This window comes from Saccharopolyspora sp. 6M, from assembly GCF_020176775.1.
In the GTDB taxonomy this organism is placed as follows: domain Bacteria; phylum Actinomycetota; class Actinomycetes; order Mycobacteriales; family Pseudonocardiaceae; genus Saccharopolyspora_C; species Saccharopolyspora_C gregorii.
Window position 1 is genome coordinate 57,576 of record NZ_JAIUJZ010000030.1, and the last position, 21,602, is coordinate 79,177.

Annotated in this window: 19 protein-coding genes; 12 read left to right on the plus strand and 7 right to left on the minus strand. The window is 73.8% G+C overall.

Annotated features, from left to right (window positions below):
* Positions 1–94: 94 nt before the first annotated feature.
* Together LCD31_RS05780 and LCD31_RS05785 are read right to left on the minus strand one after the other, a co-directional pair.
* The gene (locus LCD31_RS05780) at positions 95–868 is read right to left on the minus strand and encodes a class I SAM-dependent methyltransferase (RefSeq protein WP_224956450.1); all 774 of its coding nucleotides are present in this window, start codon (positions 866–868) and stop codon (positions 95–97) included.
* A gap of 47 nt (positions 869–915) precedes the next feature.
* Complete coding sequence (locus tag LCD31_RS05785) at positions 916–1,545, minus strand: SRPBCC family protein (protein ID WP_224956451.1); 630 nt, start codon at positions 1,543–1,545, stop codon at positions 916–918.
* 140 nt (positions 1,546–1,685) lie between these two features.
* Between LCD31_RS05785 and LCD31_RS29360 the strand changes: the two genes are divergently transcribed.
* From LCD31_RS29360 to mnmA, 3 genes are read left to right on the plus strand one after another with little or no spacing between them, the layout of a single operon-like run.
* Entirely contained in the window at positions 1,686–3,164 is a 1,479-nt protein-coding gene (locus tag LCD31_RS29360; protein WP_308015824.1) for an MFS transporter, read from the plus strand.
* Positions 3,165–3,190: 26 nt separating this feature from the next.
* A complete protein-coding gene (locus LCD31_RS05795) occupies positions 3,191–4,423 on the plus strand; it encodes a cysteine desulfurase family protein (protein WP_224956452.1) in 1,233 nt (410 codons plus the stop codon).
* A 4-nt stretch (positions 4,424–4,427) separates the two neighbouring features.
* A complete protein-coding gene (gene mnmA / locus LCD31_RS05800) occupies positions 4,428–5,516 on the plus strand; it encodes a tRNA 2-thiouridine(34) synthase MnmA (protein ID WP_224956453.1) in 1,089 nt (362 codons plus the stop codon).
* A 117-nt stretch (positions 5,517–5,633) separates the two neighbouring features.
* Here mnmA and LCD31_RS05805 read toward each other — a convergent pair whose 3' ends face one another.
* Complete coding sequence (locus tag LCD31_RS05805; protein WP_224956454.1) at positions 5,634–6,602, minus strand: ABC transporter substrate-binding protein; 969 nt, start codon at positions 6,600–6,602, stop codon at positions 5,634–5,636.
* Positions 6,603–6,730: 128 nt separating this feature from the next.
* Between LCD31_RS05805 and LCD31_RS05810 the strand changes: the two genes are divergently transcribed.
* The 4 genes from LCD31_RS05810 (at position 6,731) to ligA (ending at position 12,028) form a co-directional block, all read left to right on the plus strand.
* The gene (locus LCD31_RS05810) at positions 6,731–7,762 is read left to right on the plus strand and encodes a methionine synthase (RefSeq protein WP_224956455.1); all 1,032 of its coding nucleotides are present in this window, start codon (positions 6,731–6,733) and stop codon (positions 7,760–7,762) included.
* Positions 7,763–7,848: 86 nt separating this feature from the next.
* The gene (locus tag LCD31_RS05815) at positions 7,849–8,913 is read left to right on the plus strand and encodes a DUF6461 domain-containing protein (protein ID WP_224956457.1); all 1,065 of its coding nucleotides are present in this window, start codon (positions 7,849–7,851) and stop codon (positions 8,911–8,913) included.
* 66 nt (positions 8,914–8,979) lie between these two features.
* A complete protein-coding gene (locus LCD31_RS05820; protein WP_224956459.1) occupies positions 8,980–9,663 on the plus strand; it encodes a hypothetical protein in 684 nt (227 codons plus the stop codon).
* Between the two features lie 250 nt (positions 9,664–9,913).
* On the plus strand, positions 9,914–12,028 hold the full coding sequence (gene ligA, locus LCD31_RS05825; RefSeq protein ID WP_224956479.1) for an NAD-dependent DNA ligase LigA: 2,115 nt from the start codon (positions 9,914–9,916) through the stop codon (positions 12,026–12,028).
* Positions 12,029–12,285: 257 nt separating this feature from the next.
* On the opposite strand, the gene LCD31_RS05830 is transcribed toward ligA, so the two are convergent.
* Complete coding sequence (locus tag LCD31_RS05830) at positions 12,286–12,939, minus strand: amino acid-binding protein (protein WP_224956480.1); 654 nt, start codon at positions 12,937–12,939, stop codon at positions 12,286–12,288.
* A gap of 391 nt (positions 12,940–13,330) precedes the next feature.
* Here LCD31_RS05830 and gatC point away from each other — a divergent pair, with 391 nt between their 5' ends.
* From gatC to gatB, 4 genes are read left to right on the plus strand one after another with little or no spacing between them, the layout of a single operon-like run.
* Positions 13,331–13,630 (plus strand): Asp-tRNA(Asn)/Glu-tRNA(Gln) amidotransferase subunit GatC, encoded by a 300-nt coding sequence (gene gatC, locus LCD31_RS05835; protein ID WP_224956462.1) that lies wholly within the window; start codon positions 13,331–13,333, stop codon positions 13,628–13,630.
* The gene (gene gatA, locus LCD31_RS05840) at positions 13,630–15,165 is read left to right on the plus strand and encodes an Asp-tRNA(Asn)/Glu-tRNA(Gln) amidotransferase subunit GatA (protein WP_224956464.1); all 1,536 of its coding nucleotides are present in this window, start codon (positions 13,630–13,632) and stop codon (positions 15,163–15,165) included. Before gatC ends, gatA begins: the two co-directional genes overlap by 1 nt.
* Positions 15,165–15,362: a hypothetical protein gene (locus LCD31_RS05845; protein ID WP_224956466.1), complete on the plus strand. Its 198-nt coding sequence runs from the start codon at positions 15,165–15,167 to the stop codon at positions 15,360–15,362. The genes gatA and LCD31_RS05845 overlap by 1 nt, the downstream gene beginning before the upstream one ends.
* Positions 15,359–16,864 (plus strand): Asp-tRNA(Asn)/Glu-tRNA(Gln) amidotransferase subunit GatB, encoded by a 1,506-nt coding sequence (gene gatB / locus LCD31_RS05850; RefSeq protein ID WP_224956467.1) that lies wholly within the window; start codon positions 15,359–15,361, stop codon positions 16,862–16,864. The genes LCD31_RS05845 and gatB overlap by 4 nt, the downstream gene beginning before the upstream one ends.
* A 63-nt stretch (positions 16,865–16,927) precedes the next feature.
* Here gatB and LCD31_RS05855 read toward each other — a convergent pair whose 3' ends face one another.
* The 3 genes from LCD31_RS05855 to LCD31_RS05865 all read right to left on the minus strand — a co-directional run bounded on the left by LCD31_RS05855 (position 16,928) and on the right by LCD31_RS05865 (position 20,329).
* Positions 16,928–17,485, minus strand: a complete 558-nt coding sequence (locus tag LCD31_RS05855; protein WP_224956468.1) for a sugar O-acetyltransferase — start codon at positions 17,483–17,485, stop codon at positions 16,928–16,930.
* Between the two features lie 32 nt (positions 17,486–17,517).
* Positions 17,518–19,008: a potassium/proton antiporter gene (locus LCD31_RS05860; protein ID WP_374108022.1), complete on the minus strand. Its 1,491-nt coding sequence runs from the start codon at positions 19,006–19,008 to the stop codon at positions 17,518–17,520.
* 145 nt (positions 19,009–19,153) lie between these two features.
* Positions 19,154–20,329 carry a sorbosone dehydrogenase family protein gene (locus tag LCD31_RS05865; protein ID WP_224956470.1) on the minus strand — a complete coding sequence of 392 codons (1,176 nt, stop codon included), beginning with the start codon at positions 20,327–20,329 and terminating at the stop codon, positions 19,154–19,156.
* A gap of 391 nt (positions 20,330–20,720) precedes the next feature.
* Between LCD31_RS05865 and LCD31_RS05870 the strand changes: the two genes are divergently transcribed.
* Positions 20,721–21,443 (plus strand): DoxX family protein, encoded by a 723-nt coding sequence (locus LCD31_RS05870; protein WP_224956471.1) that lies wholly within the window; start codon positions 20,721–20,723, stop codon positions 21,441–21,443.
* The last annotated feature ends 159 nt before the right edge of the window (positions 21,444–21,602 follow it).

A 21,602-nucleotide genomic window follows, 5' to 3' on the forward strand; every position in this document is an offset into this window, starting at 1 on the left:
GGGCCGGTGTCGGGGACGTCCGCTCCTCGTCAGCGGCGCGGCCGCTGAACGGCGACCCGGCACCGTCCTGGCGGAAGGGCCCCGGGGGGAACCGCTAGCGGTGGCCCCACGCCTGCACGAACGCGGGGGAGAGATCCCAGAAACCCGGGTCCCGCAGCAGGCGGTGGAACTCCGCCAGCTCGTCCGCCGACACCCGGCCGTCGGTGAGCAGCCGCTCCGCCGACATCGCCACGCCGCGCCGCCAGAACTCGGCGAGGTCCGTGCCGCCGCGCAGGTGCCAGGTGGCCGAGCGCGCCCCGACGTCCCGGTAGCCGAGCTCCAGCAGCGATCCGGGCTGGCGCCGGGACCAGCCGCTGTCGGTGCCCACGACCTCCCGCAGCAGGTCGCTCCACCGCCGCAGCACCCCGCTGTAGACCGGGTTCGGCGAACCGCCCAGCGGGAACCAGCCGAACGACTCGACCAGCACGACGCCCCCGGGCCGCAACCAGTCCCGCATCCGGCGCAGCACCTCGTCGCGCTCGCGGAGGTGGGACAGCACCAGCCGGGCGTGGATCACGTCGAACGACTCCGGCGGGAACACCTCGCGGACCACGTCGTGGCGCAGCACGGTCAGGTTCGGGCGCGGGTCGCGCTCCAGCAGGGAGGTCTGCACGTCGGTCGCGACCACCTCGCCGTCGGGGACCTGCTCGCACCACCACCGGGCGATCGACCCGGAGCCGGCGCCGACCTCCAGACAGCGGGCGTCCGGCCGGGTGCCGAGTTCGGCGAGCAGGCGGGTGGTCTCCGGGTCGAAGATCCGGCACAGCAGGCCGAGCCGCACCTCCTCGTCGGCGTCCAGGGTGAACAGGGTGTCGCCGTACTTCTCCATCGTCCTCTTCCGCCGTCGTGGGCCGTCCGGACGTTCCGGTGCCCGGGTCACTCCTGGCCGGTGTAGGCGGCGAGGGTGCGGTCGGCGGCGGCGCGCGCCTCCGGTTCCGGGGTGCCCGCGGCCACGCTCGCCTCGTACCAGGCTTCGGAGCCGGCGCGCAGGAACCGCAGGCCTTCCTCGGACGCCAGCCACTCCGGGCCCTCCTCCGGGGTGATCCCGCCCTCCGGCGCCAGGTGCGAGGCGAGGCCGAGCAGCATCGAGTCCCAGCCGAGCCCGACCGCACCCGGCCCGTACTGCGCCCAGCGCTGCTCGGACACGTGCGCCAGGTGCTCCAGCTCCAGGTCGGTGCCGCCGTCGGCGGGGCGCAGCCGCACCTCGATCCAGCTCACCTCGCCGCCGAACTCCCAGGTCGCGGCGAAGGAGCGCGGCGGATCGCAGCGCCGCACGGTGCCGCCCGCGTGCCCCTCCAGCTGGTAGTGGCCGCCGAGGCGCAGCTCCCCGCTGATCGGCAGGAACCACCGCGGGATCCGCTCGGCGCTCGTCACGGCGTCCCAGACCTCGTCGAGCGGCGCGTCCAGCCGTTCGGCGAGCACCGCGACCCGCGCGGGACCGGTCTCCAGTTCGCGGGTGCCGACGGTGCGCCGCACCGCGGCCAACTGCTGCTGGGCGTCGACCATGACCTGCTCCTCCGTGGTGGCGGCTCGCTCCGGGGCCAGCGTAGGAGCGACCGCCGGCGTCCGGCCCGGCGCAGGTCTCGCACCGCCGAACGGTGGACTCGACTGGACCTCGACCGGGGTGCGGGTTGCAGGCTCACCGGGTGACGATCGACGACGAAGCCACCGGCACGCCCGAACCCGCCCGTCCTTCGACCAGCGCGCTGTGGAGCCCGCAGCGGCGGAACTTCACCGCCGGACTGGTCCTCGTCATCACCCTCGCCGCGTTCGAGGCGATGGGCATCGGGACCGCGCTGCCGACGATCGTGCGCGAATGGGGCGCCGAGCAGTGGTACTCGTGGCCGTTCACGATCTTCATGGCGGCCAGCGCCATCGGCACGGTCGTCGCGGGCCGGATCTGCGACCGGCGCGGTCCCGCGGTCCCGCTGCTGGTGGCGATGCCGACGTTCGCGGCGGGCCTGGTGCTCGCCGGGTTCGCGCCGGGGATGCCGGTGCTGCTGGTGGCCCGCGCGCTGCAGGGGCTCGGTGCCGGGGCGCAGATCGTCGCGCTGTACGTGCTGATCGCCCGCGTCTACCCGGAGCGGGACCGGCCTGCCGCGTTCGGCGCGCTGTCCGCGGCCTGGGTGGTGCCCGCGCTGCTCGGGCCGGTGGTGGCGGGGGCGCTGACCGAGCACGTGGGCTGGCGCTGGGTGTTCCTCGGGTTGGCGCCGCTGATGGTGCTCGGGGCGCTGCTGCTGGTGCCGACGGTGCGGCGGATCGGTTCCGAGGGCGAACCGGACGCCGCGCCCGTTCCGGGGCTGCCGCTGGCGGCGGTAGGCGCCGCCGCCGGGGCCGTGGGGCTGAACTGGGCGGCGCAGGACCTGTCCGGTTCGGCCGGGGGAGTGCGGTTGCCGGTGCTGGTCGCGGGACTGGTCGGGTTGCTGGTGCTGGTGCCGTCGCTGCGGGTGCTGCTGCCCAGCGGTACCGGGACCGGGCGGCCCGGCATCCCGGTGATGGTGCTCGCGCGCGGCCTGCTCGCCGGGGTGTTCTTCACCGCGCAGGCGTTCGTGCCGCTGACCCTGTCCGTGGTGCACGGGTTCTCGCCGACCGCGGCGGGCGTCCCGCTGACCGTCGGCTCGCTCGGCTGGAGCGTCGGGGCGCTGTGGCAGAGCCGCCGGGCCGGTGCGCGCCGGGAGCACCTGGTGGGGTCCGGGCTGGTGCTGGTGGCGATCGCGGTGGCCGGGCTGGTGCTGATCGCCCCGGCCGGCGGCTCGGCGTGGCCGGTGTTCGTGCTGTGGTCGCTCGGCGGGGTGGGGATGGGGCTCGGCGTGGCCAGCACCTCGGTGCGGGTGCTGGCGCTGTCGGCGCCGGAGCAGCGCGGGTTCCACTCCTCGGCGCTGCAGATCTCCGACATGCTCGGGCAGGCCCTGCTGGTGGCGCTCGGCGGCGTCCTGGTGGGGGGGCCCGGCCCCCCCCCGGGGGGGCCCCCCCCGGGGGGGGGGGGGCGGGGCGGGGCGGGGGGGGGCCCCCGCGGGGGTGGTGCCGCTGGACCTGGGGCTGGCGGTGATCGCCGTGCTCGGTGCCGTCCGCGTGTTCCGCAGCGGCCGGGCGTGACCGAGCACCTGGCACGGCGAGTCGGGTGATGAGCCTGCATTACCCTGGTGGGGCGATGACTTACCTCGACCACGCGGCCACCACGCCCATGCGGGCGGAAGCGGTCACGGCGATGAGCGGGGCGTTGGCCCGGTTGGGCAACGCCTCGTCCCTGCACACCTCGGGCCGCCGGGCCCGCCGCGCCGTGGAGGAGTCCCGCGAGACCATCGCCACCGCCCTCGGCGCCCGGCCCTCCGAAGTGCTGTTCACCGGCGGCGGCACCGAGAGCGACAACCTCGCGGTGAAGGGCATCTTCTGGGCCCGCCGCGGCGCGGACCCGGCGCGCGACCGGGTGCTGGCCTCCGCGGTGGAGCACCACGCGGTGCTCGACACCGTGGAGTGGCTCGCCGAGCACGAAGGCGCCGACGTCACCTGGCTGCCCGTCGACGAGCACGGCCGGGTGCGCCCCGAGGCGTTCGAGGAGGCGCTGCGCGCCGATCCCGACCGCGTCGCGCTGGCCACCGTGATGTGGGCCAACAACGAGGTCGGCACCGTCAACCCGATCCCGGAGCTCGCCGCGATCGCCGACCGCTACGGGGTGCCGCTGCACACCGACGCGGTGCAGGCCGTGGACACCGTGCCGGTCGACTTCGCCGCCTCCGGCGCCGCCGCGCTCACCATGACCGGGCACAAGGTCGGCGGCCCCTACGGAGCGGGCGTGCTGCTGCTGGCGCGCGACGTGCCGTGCACCCCGCTGCAGCACGGCGGCGGCCAGGAGCGGGAGGTGCGCTCCGGAACGCTCGACGTGCCCGGGGTGATCGGCCTGGCCACCGCGACCCGCGAAGCCGTCGAGCAGCGCGCCGCGCACGTGCCCGCGGTCGCCGCGCTGCGCGACGAACTCCTCGCCGGGGTGCGCGCGGCGGTGCCGGACGTGGTGCTCAACGGCGACCCGGACCTGTCGGTGACCGGACCGGCGCCGGCGCGGCTGCCCGGCAACGCGCACCTGACCTTCCCCGGCTGCGAGGGCGACAGCCTGCTGATGCTGCTGGACGCGCACGGCATCGAGTGCTCCACCGGTTCCGCCTGCACCGCGGGCGTCGCCGAACCGAGCCACGTGCTGCTGGCGATGGGGGCCGAACCGCGGGCGGCGCGCGGCTCGCTGCGGTTCTCCCTGGGACACGACTCCACCGGCGCCGACGTGCGGGCGCTGACCGAGGCCATCGGGCCGGTGGTGGAACGGGCGCGCAACGCCGGGCTGACCGGGTTGCGCCGTGCGGCGGCGCGGACGACCGCCACGACGGAGGTGTGAGGCAGTGCGAGTACTGGCTGCGATGAGCGGCGGGGTGGACTCCGCGGTCGCCGCCGCCCGCGCGGTGGAGGCCGGCCACGACGTGACCGGCGTGCACCTGGCGCTGTCGGCGAAACCGGGGACGCTGCGCACCGGCGCCCGCGGCTGCTGCACCATCGAGGACTCCCGCGACGCGCGGCGCGCCGCCGACATCCTCGGCATCCCGTTCTACGTGTGGGACTTCGCCGAGCGGTTCACCGAGGAGGTCATCGAGACCTTCGTCGGCGAGTACGCCGCCGGCCGCACCCCGAACCCGTGCCTCACCTGCAACGAGAAGATCAAGTTCGAGGCGTTGCTGGAGAAGGCGATGGCGCTCGGCTTCGACGCCGTGTGCACCGGCCACTACGCGCGGCTCGTCGTGCAGGACGGCGTGCCGGAGCTGCGCCGCAGCCGCGACGAGGGCAAGGACCAGTCCTACGTGCTGGCCTCGCTGACCGCGGAGCAGCTGCGGCACTCGATGTTCCCGCTGGGCGACTCGCTGAAGTCCGAGGTGCGGGCCGAGGCGGAGCGCCGCGACCTGGCCGTCGCGCAGAAGCCGGACAGCCACGACATCTGCTTCATCCCCGACGGCGACACCCGCTCCTTCCTGGAGTCGAAGCTCGGGCAGACCCCGGGTGAGCTGGTGGACGCCGAGACCGGCGCGGTCCTCGGCAAGCACACCGGCGTGCACGGGTTCACCGTCGGGCAGCGCAAGGGCCTCGGCATCGACGCCCCCGCGCCGGACGGCAAACCGCGCTACGTCCTGTCGCTGGAACCGGTGTCGGGCACCGTGAAGGTCGGCTCGGCCGACCACCTCGGGGTGACCGGGATCGACGCGAAGCGGCCGATCTGGCCGTCCGAGCGGGAACTGGACGGGTCCACCGAGTGCGTGGTGCAGGTGCGCGCGCACGGCGGCACGGCGGGGGCCGTCGCCGAGGTCGCGGACGGCGGCCTGCGCGTCGAGCTCACCGAACCGCTGCGCGGCGTGGCCCCTGGCCAGGCGATCGTGCTGTACCGCCCGGAACCCGAGGGCGATCTGGTCCTCGGCAGCGGCCTCATCTCGGCGACCCGCTGAGGATCCTCCGGCCCGCTCGGCTGAACGGCCCACCCGCCCGATCTCGGGCCGGTGGGCCGTTCAGCCGAGCAGCGGCCGCCGCGCCGGATCCCCTCGGGCCGCCGTGCAGCCGGTGCGTCAGCGGGTCTTGAGGATCGCTTCGAGCTCGTCCAGGGCCGCGACGGCCTGGGAGTAGCCGAAGACGTACAGGTTGTGGAACGGGATCCCGCGCCGCTCGCGAACGGCGGGCAGGTTCTGGAACGCGCCCTGCCCGAGCAGCGCCTCCATCGCCGGTTCCGCCGAACCGTCCGGGTTCACCTGGTACAGCAGCACATCGGTGTCGTTGAGCACGCCCAGCTGCTCGTAGGAGTGCTCGACGGCGCTGCCGGTCTTGCCTTCCGCGGCGGAGCCGAACCGGGCGCCCGCCTCGGCGAGCACGACGCCGCTCCACGAGTCCGGCAGGCACAGGTTCCAGCTGCCGGAGCTGAACGAGGCCACCAGGTTGAACCGGGTGCGGCCCAGCGCGTCCGCGTAGGTCTCGCGGATCTTCTTCGCCCGCGCGAGGTAGTCGTCGCGCAGCCGGTTCATCGGCTCCGGCCGGTTCACGATGTTCGCGGCCTGCAACGCCATCTCCTGCCACTCGCCGGACACCCGGGAGGTGAGGATGACGGTCGGCGCGATGCCGGACAGCTGCTCGTAGGTGCTGCCGCCGGTGAGGGTGAACGCGCTGTTGCCGATGATCAGGTCGGGGTGCATGGAGATCACCCGTTCCATCTCCGGCTGGTAGCCGCCGACGCGGGGCAGCTGCTCGTAGGCCGCCTTGTGCTGCTGCGGCATCCAGTCGTCGAGGCCGTCGACGGTGGCCGCGGGCCGGATGCCGACGTCCAGCAGCGCGATGGTGGCGTACTGGTCGAGGCACACGACGCGCTGCGGGTCGGCCGGGATGGTCACCGGGCCCAGGTGCGAGTCGACGCTGCGGGTCGCCCCTTCGGGTTCGGCGGCGCCGCCTCCTCCCGCGCAGCCCGCGGCGCCCAGCACGGCGAGCACCCCCGCGGCTTGCAGCAACCCGCGGCGCGAGAGCGCGGACGTCCCGGACGACAGGGGCATGGAGTACTCCTTCGCAGAACCGGCGCGCCCGAGCGGGTGACACCGAAGGACGGTAAGCATGGTTAGCCTAACCTAGCGTGCGCATCCCGCCTGCCGGTCCGCCCGTGGGCGCCGCCGATAATGGGGGCGTGAGTGACGCAGCGTGGAACCCCGGGATCGCCACCGCCATCGGCTCGATGCCGGGAACGGATCCGCTGGAAGCCGCCCGCGTCGTGCTGGGCGAGCTGCCGGACCTGATGCCGTTCCCGGAGCTGCCCGCGCGCGGAGTGGGTGCCGACATCCTCGGCCGCACCGCCGGGCTGCTCGTCGACCTCGCCGTCGAGGTCGTGCCCTCCGGCTACCGCGTCGCGGGCCGCCCCGGCCGGGACCACCGCCGCGCCCTGGACCTGCTGCGGTGGGACCTGGACGCCGTCGAGCAGGCCGTCGCCGAAGCCGGTGCGCCGCGCGCGGTCAAGGTGCAGGCCGCCGGACCGTGGACGCTCGCGGCCGGCATCGAGCTGGAGCGCGGGCACCGGGTGCTCACCGACCCGGGCGCGCTGCGGGACTTCGCCGAATCCCTCGGGGAAGGACTCCGGGTGCACGCCGCGCAGGTCGCCGCCCGCACCGGCGCACCCGTCGTGGTGCAGCTGGACGAACCGTCGTTGCCCGCGGTGCTCGCCGGGAACCTGCCCACCCCGTCCGGCTACGGCCAGGTGCCCGCGGTGCCCGGGCCGGAGGCGCAGCGACTGCTCGCGGACCTGATCGACGGTCTCGCCGCCGCCACCGGGCAGCCGGTGATCGTGCACTGCTGCGCGTCCCGGCCGCCGGTGCGGCTGCTGCGCGGCGCGGGCGCCGGGACGATCTCGCTGGACGCCACTCGGCTCGGCTCGGTCACCGGGGCGTTCGCCGACGAGCTCGGCGAAGCGTGGGAGGAGGGCACCCGGCTGCTGCTCGGCCTGGTCCCCGCCGTCGACCCGGAACACCGCCCGGATCCGCGGGAACTCGCCCGGCCCGGGCTGGAACTGGCCGCCCGCCTCGGTTTCGCGCCGAAGGCGCTGCTGGAACGCGCCGCGGTGAGCCCGTCCTGCGGGCTGGCCGGGGCCTCCCCGGAGTGGGCGCGGCGGGCGCCCGCGGTGGCGCGACAGGTCAACGAGGTGTTCGCGGAAGCGGCGGAACGCTAGCGGTGGCGCGAGGTTCGCCCCGATGAGCAAGATCGTTAGTGCCGTTCACATCACCTGGATGTCCCAGCGATGGTAAGAAACCAGACGTGTCGAACACCGGGGAAGTCGAGCGGTTCGGATGGGTGCACCGCAGCACCGTCCAGGACGCCGCGTGCTTGACCTTCGTGCGCGGCACCGGCCTCGACGCGATCGCGGGGCGGTTCGGCGCCATCACCGAACACCGGCGCCCCCTCGACTTCGACGAGTACTGCGAAGAGGCCTTCGCCCACCAGGACCGCTATCCGGTGATCGGGCTGCGCAGCGCCGGGGAGTGGACGCTGGTCGCCGAGGACGGCGGTTTCCAGGGCAGCAGGCCGGAGGTGCTGCGCCAGGTCAGCCGCGGCACCGAAGTCGTCTCGGCGTTCTGGAACGTCAACGCGCTCACCCAGTTCAGCCACGCCGTCGACGGCGAGGTGCGCACGTCCTTCGAAGCGCTGATGCCCGCGTTCCGCCAGGGGACCCGGCCCGACGGGCTCGAAGAGGTCCGCGCCGGACTCCCGTGGGCGGGCAGCGGACCGGGGGAGCGCGGGGCGGACACCATCGAGCTGATGCTGGCGCTGGCCGCCCGCATCACCGGTGAACCGCTGACCCCGGAGTGGTTCGACGGGGACTTCGCCACCTACCCGGTCGCGGCCTGGCCGCTGGACCTGCCCAGCTCCCCGGAGGCGTTGCTCGACGAGGTGGGGCTGGGCCAGATCGGCATCCGGCCCGCCGCCGAGGACTTCGAGGCCGAACCCACCGAACTGCTCGACCTGGTGCGCAGCGCGGGTCCCGCCCGGTGCCGGCGGGCCGCGGTGAACGTGGCGCGGCACGTGCTGGACCTGACCGCGGGCCACGACCAGCTGGTGGTGGCCGCGACGCTGCGCGGGCTGGAGGACGGGGCCGAACCGGACGGCACCGCCATCGGCGAAGTGGTGCGGCTGCGCCGGTGGGAGCTGCACCGAGCACCGGTGACGAGCGTGGACCGCGCGCGGGTGCGGGCGCTGGAAGTGCTGCGGCAGGCCACGAACCGCGATCCGCTGACCGCGCTGCTCGGTGCGCTGGCCGAGGCGGGCAGGCTGCGGATCGAACGCCGCGACCTCACCGACCTGGTGACCGCGGCCCTGACCTGATCGGCCGCGGGACGGGATCTTCCGGAACGGCCGCGGGAATCGGGGCCGGGGCGGCACAATGGCCGCATGCTGAGGTTCTTCCGCCGCCGCACCGCCCAGGACGCGCCCGACGAGGTCGACGACGTGGCCGCCGACGCGCGGGCGAAGGCGGCGGAGTTCTGGCGCCGCTGGGACGAACTGCTGCCGCGAGTGGCCGCGGCCCTCGGCGAAGGTGCCCCGCAGCAGCTGGACGCGGAGCTGGCGGCGGCCGTCACGGCGGTGCACCCGGACCTGGCGTTCTCCCTGGAGCAGGGTGGGCGCACCCCTTACGCGCTCGTCGTCAGCGGCCAGGCCGATCCGCGGGTGCGGCCTTACACCGACGCGTGGCTGGCCGCCGCTCCCACCGGCGATTCGCTGTTCGAGTACCACGACGCGGTGCCGCCGGTGCCGGATCCGACGCAGGTCGTGGTGAACCTGGCGGGTGAGCGCTGGCCGCTGGCCGACGTGCGGGTGTTCGCCCAGGTCGACGAGGCCGAGGGCGTGGTGGACGTGGCCGTGTACCACCCGGGTTTCGCCGCGATGGAGCCCGCGGCCCGCTCGGCGCTGACCTTCCTGCCGCTGGACGCCGCGCTCGGCGAGCGGCTCGCCGCGGACCGCCTCGGCCGGGTGGAGACCGCCGAGCGGGAACCACAGGGCGCGATCGGGCTGCTGGAGTTCCGCGAACTGGTCCGCGGCGTGGGCGCCGCGGCCCGGCCGGACGACGCGGGGTGATTCCGAGCCCCACCCGGACCGGTGGCGGAGCCGCCGCCCGGTAGCCCGCGGTGACCGCACCGGCCGGGTCGCGGCCCGGGCGCGCCGCGGGGCCGGGTGATCCGCGCGAGCTGTCGGGGTGGCTCGTTAGGCTCAGTGCGTGACCAGCAAGGACCGCGCCGGCACGGCCTCCGGCGAGAAGACCGCTCCCACCAGTCCGGACGCGACCGGCCCCGAGCAGGGCGGAACCGCCGCGCGGCCGGACGCCGAGCTGCCCGCCGACCCGGCCGTCGCGCAGGCGGAGGGCGTGGAGGACGTGCCCGCCGAGGTGCGGGAGCGCTACGCGGCGCTCGCCGACGAGGTCCGCGGTCACCAGTTCCGCTACTACGTGCTCGACTCGCCCACGATCGCCGACTCCGAGTTCGACGAGCTGTTCGTGGAACTGCAGCGGCTGGAGGACGAGCACCCCGCGCTGCGCGCCCCCGACTCGCCGACGCAGACCGTCGGCGGCACCTTCTCCACCGAGTTCACCGCGGTGGACCACCTGGAGCGGATGCTCAGCCTGGACAACGCCTTCGACACCGAGGAGTTCCGCGCCTGGGTGGACCGGGTGGAGCGCGAGGTCGGCACCGACGTGCACTACCTGTGCGAGCTGAAGATCGACGGGCTGGCGATCAACCTGCTGTACCGGGACGGGAAGCTGGCGCGCGCGCTCACCCGCGGCGACGGCCGCACCGGCGAGGACGTGACGCTCAACGTGCGCACCATGGGCGACGTGCCCACCGAGCTGCACGGCATCGACGAGTACCCGGTGCCCGCGCTGGTGGAGGTCCGCGGCGAGGTGTTCTTCCGCGTCGAGGAGTTCGCCGAGCTCAACGCCGCCCTGGTCGACGCGGGCGGATCCCCGTTCGCGAACCCGCGCAACGCGGCCGCCGGTTCGCTGCGGCAGAAGGACCCGCGCGTCACGCGGCGCCGCCCGCTGCGGTTGATCTGCCACGGCCTCGGCAAGCGGAAGGGCTTCGAACCGAGCAGGCAGTCCGAGTCCTACGCGGCGCTGAAGGCCTGGGGCCTGCCGGTGTCCCGGCACACCCGGGTTCTGTCCACAGTGGACGAGATCGTGGCGCACATCCGGTACTGGGGCGAGAACCGGGACACCGCCGAGCACGAGATCGACGGCGTCGTCGTCAAGGTCGACGAGGTCTCGCTGCAACGCCGCCTCGGCACCACCTCCCGCGCCCCGCGCTGGTCCATCGCCTACAAGTACCCGCCGGAGCAGGCGACGACCACGCTGCGCGACATCAAGGTCAACGTCGGCCGCACGGGCCGCGTCACCCCCTACGCCGAGATGGAACCCGTCAAGGTCGCCGGATCCACCGTCTCCATGGCCACCCTGCACAACTCCGACGAGGTGCGGCGCAAGGGCGTGCTCATCGGCGACCGCGTCGTCATCCGCAAGGCGGGCGACGTGATCCCCGAAGTGCTGGGGCCCGTCGTCGACGTCCGCGACGGCCGCGAACGCGAATTCGTGATGCCCACCGAATGCCCCGAGTGCGGCGCCACCCTGCACCGGCAGAAGGCGGGCGACGTCGACATCCGCTGCCCCAACTCCCGGTCCTGCCCGGCGCAGCTGCGGGAACGGCTGTTCCACCTGGCCGGGCGCGGTGCCTTCGACATCGAAGCCATGGGCTACGAATCCGCGGTGGCGCTGCTGTCCTCCGGCGTGCTCGTCGACGAAGGCGACGTGTTCGACCTCGGCGAGGACGAGCTGCTGCGCACCGAGCTGTTCCGCACCAAGGAGGGCAACCTCTCCGCCAACGGTGCCAAGCTGCTCAAGAACCTCGCCGCCGCCAAGGAGAAGCCGCTGTGGCGGGTGCTCGTGGCGCTCTCCATCCGGCACGTCGGCCCCACCGCGGCACAAGCGCTCGCCCGCGAATTCGGCTCCCTGGAGCGCATCGAGGACGCCGCCGAGGAGGAGATCGCCGCCGTCGACGGCGTCGGCCCCACCATCGCCACCGCCGTCCGCGAATGGTTCGAGGTGGACTGGCACCGCGAAGTGGTGCGCAAGTGGCGCGCCGCCGGGGTGCGGATGGCCGACGAGCGGGACGAGTCGGTGCCGCGCACCCTCACCGGCCTGTCCATCGTCGTCACCGGCTCGCTGGAGACCTACTCCCGGGACGAGGCCAAGGAGTTCATCATGGCCCGCGGCGGCCGCGCCGCCGGCTCGGTGTCGAAGAAGACCGCGTTCGTGGTCGTCGGCGACTCGCCCGGCTCCAAGTACGACAAGGCCGTGCAGCTGAAGGTGCCGGTGCTGGATGAGGACGGGTTCCGGGTGCTCCTGGAACAAGGCCCAGAAGCAGCAGCCTCCGCGGCGCTTGAGGTTGAGTGATCGGATCGCCCTGCGATAGGGGCGGGTGGCGGAACCTCAGCGCTTTCCTCGCTGCGGGATCGATTTCCCAAGTGGCTCCGCCACGAGGGAAATCGCTGTCCTCGCGAGGAAAGCGCTGAGAACCCGCGGGTGGTCCTTTTGCTCTGGTGGTCGCTGCTCATCGGCTTCGCCGCTGACAGGAAAATGACGAGGCCGCTGGGGGCGCCGCTCAGCGGCCTCGTCGCTGACAAGAGGTGAGTGACGACCTCCGTCGCTGGTCAGCCGTCCAGGACTACTGAGACGATTCCGGCGAGGTGGGCCAGCCTGGCGACCTCGGCGGCGCGGAACATGGGGCCGCCGGGGCGGCCGGCGAGCAGGACGCGGTCCGGCTTGCCGATCGGCGTGGCGGCCAGCTCGGTGCCCAGCTCCTGCCAGGTCTCCGGCACCCACAGCTCGTCGCCGTCCAGGATCGTGGCCCGCGGCAGCGGTAACCACGGCAGTTCCAGGTAGCCCTCCTGCGGGGCCGACGAACTCGCGGCGAGCTGCTCGGCACCGCCCGCGTGGTGGCCGAACACGATCGCCCAGCCCGACCGGATGATCTTCGGGACGCCTTCGGCGAAGATCTGCAGCCCGTTGCCGGGTTCCGCGGCGATGTCCTCGACGAGCTCCAGCTCGCGGTGGGTGTCCAGCACGCCCGCGTACGGGCGGACCGCGTCGACCTCGACGCCGTCCACGGACTCCGCGGCGGTGATCAGAATGTCCGGGAGGCGGCCCGAGGGCAGTTCGACGACCATGTCGTCGATCGCCACGTCCCCGCCGCGCTCCACGACGTCGACGCTGAGGATGTCGGCGCCGATCTCGCCGAGTGCGGACGCGACCGCCCCCAGCACGCCCGGACGGTCCGGTATCTGCACCCGGATCAGGAAGGACACCGGACTCAACGCCTCCAGCTTCGTGCGCGGAACCTCGCCGTCCGCGCTCCCCGCACCGCACACGGCCGCACGCGGAGGCCACCGTGCGCCCGGCAGGCGGGGCAAATTGTGGCAGACACCGCACCCTATCGGTGCGACCGGCGTTCGTGTAGTGGAACGAGCACGGCATTCGCGGGGTTCCCGCCCAGGTCCGCGCCGCCCCGGTCGATGTCCACGATGTGCCCGCGTTCGTCCACGATGTGGGAGTTCGCCGGGACCCGGCGCGGTCGCCCGATCGCGCGGAGCGACCGGGTGCCCGGCGCGCCCGATCGCCCCCTGGGCGGGTGGGCGCGGGCTCCGCCATAGACTGAGGAGCAACCGTGATACCGGACATGACCAGGGAGCCTTCGTAGTGTCCAAGATCTCCCGCGACGAGGTCGCGCACCTCGCCGGCCTCGCCAGGCTGGCGGTCACCGAACAGGAGCTCGACACGTTCGCCGGGCAGCTCGACGTCATCCTGGAATCGGTCGCGAGGGTCGGTGAGGTCGCCGCGGAGGACATCCCGCCGACCTCCCACGCCGTGCCGGTGACGAACGTGTTCCGCGACGACGTGGTGCGGCCCAGCCTGCCGCGCGAGGCTGCGCTGGACGGCGCGCCCGCGGCCGAGGAGAACCGGTTCCGCGTTCCGCGGATCCTGAGTGAGGAGGCGTGATGACGACGACCGCGACCGGAGGTGACCCGGCCCTGACCGGCCTGTCCGCCGCCGACCTCGCCGACCGCCTCGCCGCGGGCGAGGTCACCTCGGTGGAGGCCGCCCAGGCCCACCTGGACCGCATCGCCGCCGTGGACGGCGTGGTGCACTCGTTCCTGCACGTCGACGCGGACGGCGCGCTCGCCGCCGCCAGGCAGGCCGACGAGGACCGCGCCGCGGGGAAGGCCGCCTCGCCGCTGGCCGGCGTGCCGCTGGCGCTCAAGGACGTGTTCGCCACCAGCGACATGCCCACCACCTGCGGCTCCAAGATGCTGGAGGGCTGGACGCCGCCGTACGACGCGACGGTGACGCGGCGGCTGCGCGAGGCCGGCGTGGTCATCCTCGGCAAGACCAACATGGACGAGTTCGCGATGGGCTCCTCCACCGAGAACTCCGCGTACGGACCGACCCGCAACCCGTGGGACCCCGAGCGCATCCCGGGCGGGTCCGGCGGCGGGTCCGCCGCGGCGCTCGCCGCGTTCGAGGCCCCGCTGGCCATCGGCACCGACACCGGCGGTTCCATCCGCCAGCCCGGCGCCGTCACCGGCACCGTCGGCGTGAAGCCCACCTACGGCGGGGTGTCCCGCTACGGCCTGGTCGCGTTCTCGTCCTCGCTGGACCAGCCGGGGCCGTGCGCGCGCACCGTGCTGGACGCGGCGCTGCTGCACGAGGTGATCGCCGGGCACGACCCGATGGACTCGACCTCGATCAGCTCGCCGGTGCCGCAGGTCGTGGCCGCCGCCCGCGATGGCGCCGCCGGGGACCTCACCGGGGTGAAGGTCGGCGTGGTCCGCGAGTTCGCCGGGGACGGCTACCAGCCCGGCGTGGAGCGCTCGTTCCGCACCGCCGTCGAGCAGCTCGCGAAGCTGGGTGCCGAGGTCGTCGAGGTCTCCTGCCCGCACTTCGAGTACGCGATGGGCGCCTACTACCTGATCGCGCCGAGCGAGTGCTCCTCGAACCTGGCCCGGTTCGACGCGATGCGCTACGGCCTGCGCGTCGGCGACGACGGCAGCCGCAGCGCCGAAGAGGTCATGTCGCTGACCCGCGAAGCCGGGTTCGGGCCCGAGGTGAAGCGGCGCATCATGCTCGGCACCTACGCGCTGTCCTCCGGCTACTACGACGCCTACTACGGGCAGGCGCAGAAGGTGCGGACGCTGATCACCCGCGACTTCGCCGCCGCCTTCGAGCAGGTGGACGTGCTGGTGTCGCCGACGACGCCCACCACGGCGTTCCCGATCGGCGAGCGCACCGACGACCCGCTGGCGATGTACCTGGCGGACCTGTGCACCATCCCGTCGAACCTGGCGGGCAACGCGGCCATGAGCCTCCCCAGTGGACTGTCCGATGAGGACGGCCTGCCGGTGGGTCTGCAGATCATGGCCCCGGCGCTGGCCGACGACCGGCTCTACCGGGTCGGCGCCGCCTACGAGACCGCGCGCGACGCCGCCCAGGGCGGCCCGCTGCTCGACCGTGTCCCCGCCCTGGAGGTGGCGTGATGAACCAGAAACTGAAGGCGGCGTTCCAGCTCGCATCCGTGCTCTCCGCGGCCTACGGCCTGCGCGCGAGCCTCCGCGAGGCCAAGGCGAACGGCGACCGGCTCGCGATGGCCGACTCGATCATCACCGCGCTCGGCCTGATCACCGGCACCGCGCTCGCCATCCGCACCCTGCGCAAGGGGGAGGACGGCCAGTGACCGCGGTCGCCGAGATCATGGACTACGACGAGGTCCTGGAGCGGTTCGACCCGGTCCTCGGCCTCGAGGTGCACGTGGAGCTGTCCACGGCCACCAAGATGTTCTGCGGCTGCGCCAACGAGTTCGGCGCCGAGCCGAACACGCAGGTGTGCCCGGTGTGCCTGGGCCTGCCCGGCGCGCTGCCCGTCGTCAACGGCAAGGCGGTGGAATCGGCGATCCGCATCGGGCTGGCGCTGAACTGCCAGGTCGCCGAGTGGTGCCGGTTCGCGCGGAAGAACTACTTCTACCCGGACCAGCCGAAGAACTTCCAGACCTCGCAGTACGACGAGCCGATCGTCTTCGACGGTCACCTCGACGTGGTGCTCGACGACGGCGAGACCTTCCGCGTCGACATCGAGCGGGCGCACATGGAGGAGGACACCGGCAAGTCGCTGCACGTCGGCGGTGCCACCGGCCGCATCCACGGCGCCGAGCACTCGTTGCTGGACTACAACCGCGCGGGCGTGCCGCTGGTGGAGATCGTCACCAAGCCGATCGTCGGCGCCGGGGAGCGCGCTCCCGAGGTGGCGCGGGCCTACGTGGCCGCGCTGCGCGACCTGCTGCGCTCGCTGGACGTCTCCGACGTGCGGATGGACCAGGGTTCGCTGCGCTGCGACGCGAACGTCTCGCTGATGCCGAAGGGCACCACCGAGTTCGGCACCCGCACCGAGACGAAGAACGTCAACTCGCTGCGCAGCGTGGAACGCGCGGTGCGCCACGAGATGCGCAGGCACGCCGCGGTGCTGACCTCCGGCGGCGAGATCCGCCAGGAGACCCGGCACTTCGACGAGTCGACCGCGACGACCTCGGCGGGGCGCAAGAAGGAGACCTCCGAGGACTACCGGTACTTCCCGGAGCCGGACCTGACTCCGATCGCGCCGTCCCGCGAGTGGGTCGAGGAGCTGTCCCGGACCCTGCCCGAGCTGCCCTGGGAGCGCCGCAAGCGCGTCCAGGACGAGTGGAAGCTCTCCGACGAGGAGCTGCGCGACCTGGTCAACGCCGGGGCGCTCGACCTCGTCGCGGCCACCGTGGACGCCGGAGCCCCGCCCGCCGAGGCGCGGTCCTGGTGGGTGGCCTACCTGTCGCAGCAGGCCAACACCCGCGGCGTCGAGCTCACCGAGCTCGCGATCACGCCGGCGCAGCTGGCGCGGGTCATCGCGCTCGTCGCCGAGGGCAAGCTGACGAACAAGCTGGCCCGCCAGGTCGTCGACGGCGTGCTCGACGGGCAGGGCGAGCCGGACGAGGTCGTCGCCGCGCAGGGCCTGGAGGTCGTCTCCGACGACTCCGCGCTGCAGGCCGCGATCGACGAGGCCCTGGCCGCGCAGCCCGACGTGGCGGACAAGATCCGCGGCGGCAAGGTGCAGGCCGCGGGCGCCGTCGTCGGTGCGGTCATGAAGTCCACCGGCGGCAAGGCCGACGCCAAGCGGGTCCGCGAGCTCATCCTCGCCGCCTGCGGCCAGTAGCACCGTCCGACCGGCAGCGGGCCGCTCGTCCTCCGGGACGGGCGGCCCGTTCGGCGTTGAGGGCTAGAGCGCGCGGATCACGCGACAGGGGTTTCCCGCTGCGAAGACGCGGTCCGGGACGTCTCGGGTGACGACGCTGCCCGCGCCGATCACCACGTCGTCGCCGATGGTCACGCCCGGGCAGACGATCACACCGCCGCCCAGCCACGCGTTGTTGCCGATGCTGATCGGCGCCGCCGTCTCCCAGCGCTCCCGCCGGGCCTGGTGGTCGGTCATCGGGTGCAGCGCGGTGAGCAGCTGGACGCGCGGCCCGATGGACACGTCATCCCCGATGCTGATCGGCGCGCAGTCCAGCAGGATCGCGTCGTAGTTGAGGAAGCTGTTGTCCCCCAGGCTGATCAAGTACCCGTAGTCGCACTGGAAGCGCGGCATGATCCACGATCCGGTGCCCAGCCGCCCGAGCAGCCTGCCGAGGACGTCCTGCCGCCGCTGCTCCTCACCTGCCCTCGTCGCGTTGAAGTCGTCCAGCAGTTCCTGGCAGCGCCTGCGCTCGGCGAGGAGTTCCGGATCGCCGTCCTGGTACGGCTCCCCGCGCAGCATCCGCTCCTTGTGCTCACCCATGCCCGCATCGTCCCGTCGCGGTGCCGCGCGGGTCAGTCGGGGGCGCCGTCCTCGCCGAACCAGTGGGCCATGCGGCCGCGGCGGCTCACGGCGCGCAGCCGGTGCTCGGTGGCGGTGCGCGCTCCCGCGGTGGTCATGATGAGCAGGTCGTCGCCGGTGCGCAGCCGCGTGCCCGGTTCCGGCACGAAGGAGGTGCCGCCGCGGATGATCAGGGTGATGGCGCTGGGGTCCGGCAGCCGCAGCTCCCGCAGCATCACGTAGTGCAGCTGCGAGCCCGGCGGCACCGACACGGTCAGCAGCTCCGCGTCGAGCACGTCCAGCGGCGCCACCTCCACCTGGATCTCCCGCGCCGCGTCCGCCCGCACCAGCCCGAGCGCGCGGGCCAGGCCCAGCAGCCCGGGGCCCTGCACCAGGGTGAACACCGCGACCAGCACGAACACCACGTTCAGCACCCGGTCGCTGCCCGGCACGCCCGCCACCACCGGGAAGGTGGCCAGCACGATCGGTACCGCGCCGCGCAGGCCTGCCCAGGACACGAACGCCTGCTCCCGCAGCGGCACCCGGAACGGCAGCAGCGACACCAGCACCGACAGCGGTCGCGCCACCAGCAGCAGCACCAGCCCCACCACCAGCGCGGGCAGCAGCTCCGGCAGCAGCTCGTGCGGGGTGACCAGCAGGCCCAGCAGCACGAACAGCCCGATCTGCGCGAGCCACCCGAGCCCTTCGGCGAACGAGCGCACCGAGGCGCGGTGCGGCAGCCCGGAGTTCGCGAGCACCAGACCGGACAGGAACGCGGCGAGGAACCCGGACGCGTCCACCGCGCCGGAGGCGGCGAACGCGACCACGCCGAGCCCGAACATCGCCACCGGGTACAGCCCGGACGCGGGCAGCGCCACCCGGTGCAGCACCCACGCCCCGGCCCGGCCGACGAGCAGGCCGATCACGGCGCCCGCGCCCAGTTCGTAGAGCACGTCCCCGGCCACTTCCAGCGGGTGGAACTCCAGCGGCACGGTGCTGAACAGCAGCACCAGGATCACCGTCGGCGCGTCGTTGAAGCCGGATTCGGCCTCCAGCATCCCGGAGACCCGACGCGGCACCGGCAGGGTGCGCAGCACCGAGAACACCGCGGCCGCGTCGGTGGAGGACACGACCGCGCCGAGCAGCAGCGAAGCCTGCCAGGGGAGCCCGATGAGCAGGTGCGCGCCCGCGGCGGTGACGACGACGCTGACCGCGACCCCGGCGGTGGCGAGCAGCCCGCTGGGCGCGAGCAGCGGTTTCACGTCCGACCAGCGGGTGGTGAGGCCGCCTTCGACGAGGATGACGGCGAGCGCGGCGGTGCCCAGGTCCTGCGCGAGCTGCGCGTCGTCGAAGTGCAGGCCGAGCCCGTCCTCGCCGATGACCAGGCCCAGCGCGAGGAACAGCAGCAGCGCGGGCAGGCCGAAGCGCGCCGCCGCGCGGGTGGCGAGGATGGCTGCCAGCAGCACGAGCCCACCCGCCAGCAGCGTCGTGTACAGCTGCTCCAAGGTCATCGCTGTTCCGTTCCGCCACCGGCGCGCCGCCGGCCTCGGGCCGGGACGCGTCCTGAGTGGACCATGGCCGGGTTCGTCCTGCTCCGGTCACCCCCTCGCAGCGGCGAGGGGGCGGACCCGTCCGGCCTTCGGCCCCGGGTCAGTCCTTGCCGGTGTCGCCGGAGGGAGGTTCGATCCGGATCGCCCGGTCGTCGCTGGGCACGGGCGCGCCGCCGGACTTGTTCGAGGTGCCCAGCCACAGCAGCCCGTCCGGGCCGTTCGCGGCGGCGGAGAAGCGCCCGTAGGTCTTCTCCATCACCTTGGCGGGCTGGCCGGTGAAGGTGCCGTCCGGGCCGGGGTTGAGCGCGTACAGCGCCGCCGCGTCGGTCAGCGCCACGACCACGGAGGCCGGTCCGGCGGCGCAACCGGCCACGCCGGGCCGGTCCGGCCAGCTCCAGGCGGGTTCGCCGAGCGCGGTGCCGAACTCGACGCGGTGCAGCGCGTCCCGGGTCGCGCCGCGGTCGGTCAGCCAGTAGCCGCCGGTCTCGGCCGCCCCGCACAGCCCGCCGGGATCGGAGACGCCGGAGGCGACCACCCGGGACTTCGGGTCGGGGTTGCCTGCGGCGGGCGCGCCGAAGCCGTCGATGCGCAACACCTTGCCCGCCAGCGATCCCGGGTTCGCCGCGTTCGCGCGGTCGCCCGCGTCGCCGGTGGCGACCAGCAGCGCGCCGCGCCCGTCGTCGAGCAGCGCCCCCGCGTTGCCGGTGGAGCCCTTCGGAATGCCGGTGAGCACCGGTTTCGGGCTGTCGCCCGGCGCGACCCGCAGCACCTGGTTCTCGCCGCCGACGCTGGCGTACGCGTAGACGAGCTCGTCCTCCTGGTAGCTCGGGGACAGCGCCAGCCCGGTCAGCCCGCCACCGCCGGAGCGGTCCACCGGCACCCGGGCGATCTCGACGGGTTCGGCGTCCTGCTCGACGCGCAGGATGCGGCCGGTGGCGCGTTCGCCGACCAGCGCGCCGCGGCCGTCGGGCAGCACGGTGATGGCGCCGACCGGGTCGAGGCAGGTCGCGACGACCGCCGGGTCCGGGTCGATGCAGCCGATGGGCACCGCGGGCACGTCCTCGGTGGGCTGTCCCGGTGGCGGTGGCGGCGGCGCGGGCTGCTCGACGAGTGGCTGCGGGCCGGCCTGCGGTTCCAGCGACGGCTGGTCGCGCCAGGCACCGGGGTGCTCGTCGGGGAACTGGGCGCAGCCGCCGAGCGCGATCGCGGCCAGCAGCGCTCCCGCCGTCCGCGCGCGAGGACGGCGACCGGCGGGGGAGGTGCGCTGGGCTGCCACGAGTGCCGAGGGTATCGGCCGCGCCGTGAACACCGGGTGAGCACCCGGCGGGCCGCGCGTCGCGCCGCCCGGAATCCCACCCGCCGGGAACGTCCGTTCCGCGGAACCCGCCGTGCAGCCGCGCGAGCGCCACCGAATGCAGCAATTCCGGATGAGACCGCGGTCGCCGATCCGGAACCGGTCCGCGCCGCGAGACCGGTCCGGGCGGTCGATCCGGAACCGTCCGAGTCGCGCGGCGCATCGCCGGCACCTGCGGAAACGAAGAATTCACGAGTCCGGTACCGCATTCTGGCGAATGCCGGAACAACGCGATCTCCGTGGAATTCCCCTCGGAAAAGGTTCACCCGAAAGGGTCGCTTCGGCAGTGCGTGATGCCTTAACCTTCTGCGCCGTGAGCATTCACGACGATCGCCCCAGCGGACACCGAGACGAGCGTCCGCAGCGCGGCGGGAAGAAGTCCGCCGACGGGCCTACGGGAACCCAGGGCCTCGGCGTGCAGGACTACGACTACGACTACTACGACGACGCCGCGTACAGCGATGCGAACGCGACCGCCGTGGTGGACCGCGGCTCCGGTGCCGACTTCTACGAAGAGCTCGACGACCGCAAGCCGTTCGCGTGGAACGCAGGCACCGATCTGGGCCTGCTGGTGCTGCGCCTGGTCGTCGGCGGCATCTTCGCCGCGCACGGCGCGCAGAAGCTGTTCGGCGTGCTCGGCGGTTCCGGCCCGGAGAAGTTCGCGCAGAGCCTGGCCAAGGCCGGGTTCGAGCAGAGCGCGGTGCTGTCCCTGGTCACCGGCGGGACCGAGCTCGGCGCGGGCGCACTGCTCGTGCTGGGCCTGTTCACGCCGCTGGCGGCCGCGGGCATCGTCGGCGTGATGGCCAGCGCCATCGTGTCGATGAAGCTGCCCGGCCCGTTCTTCGACCAGGAGGGCGGCTACGAGTACCCGGTCGTCCTGATCGCCATCGCGCTGTGCCTGATGTTCACCGGACCCGGCCGGGTCGCGCTGGACAACGGGCGGTCCTGGTTCCGGCACCCGCTGGTCAGCGGCTTCATCTGCCTGGTGATCGCGGCGGGTTCCGCGGCGGCGGTGCTGGTCCTGCTGAGGTCCTGATGTCCGGCGGAGCGCCGGTCCTCGGCGGCTCCGCGTCCTCCGACGAAAAGCGACGGGCGGGGTGGACGGGGGACCCCGCCGGCGGGCCGGTGGGGGGGCGGCGTGGGGGCGGGGGGGGGGGCGCCCGGGGGGGGGGGGGGGGGGCGCCCCGCGGGGGGG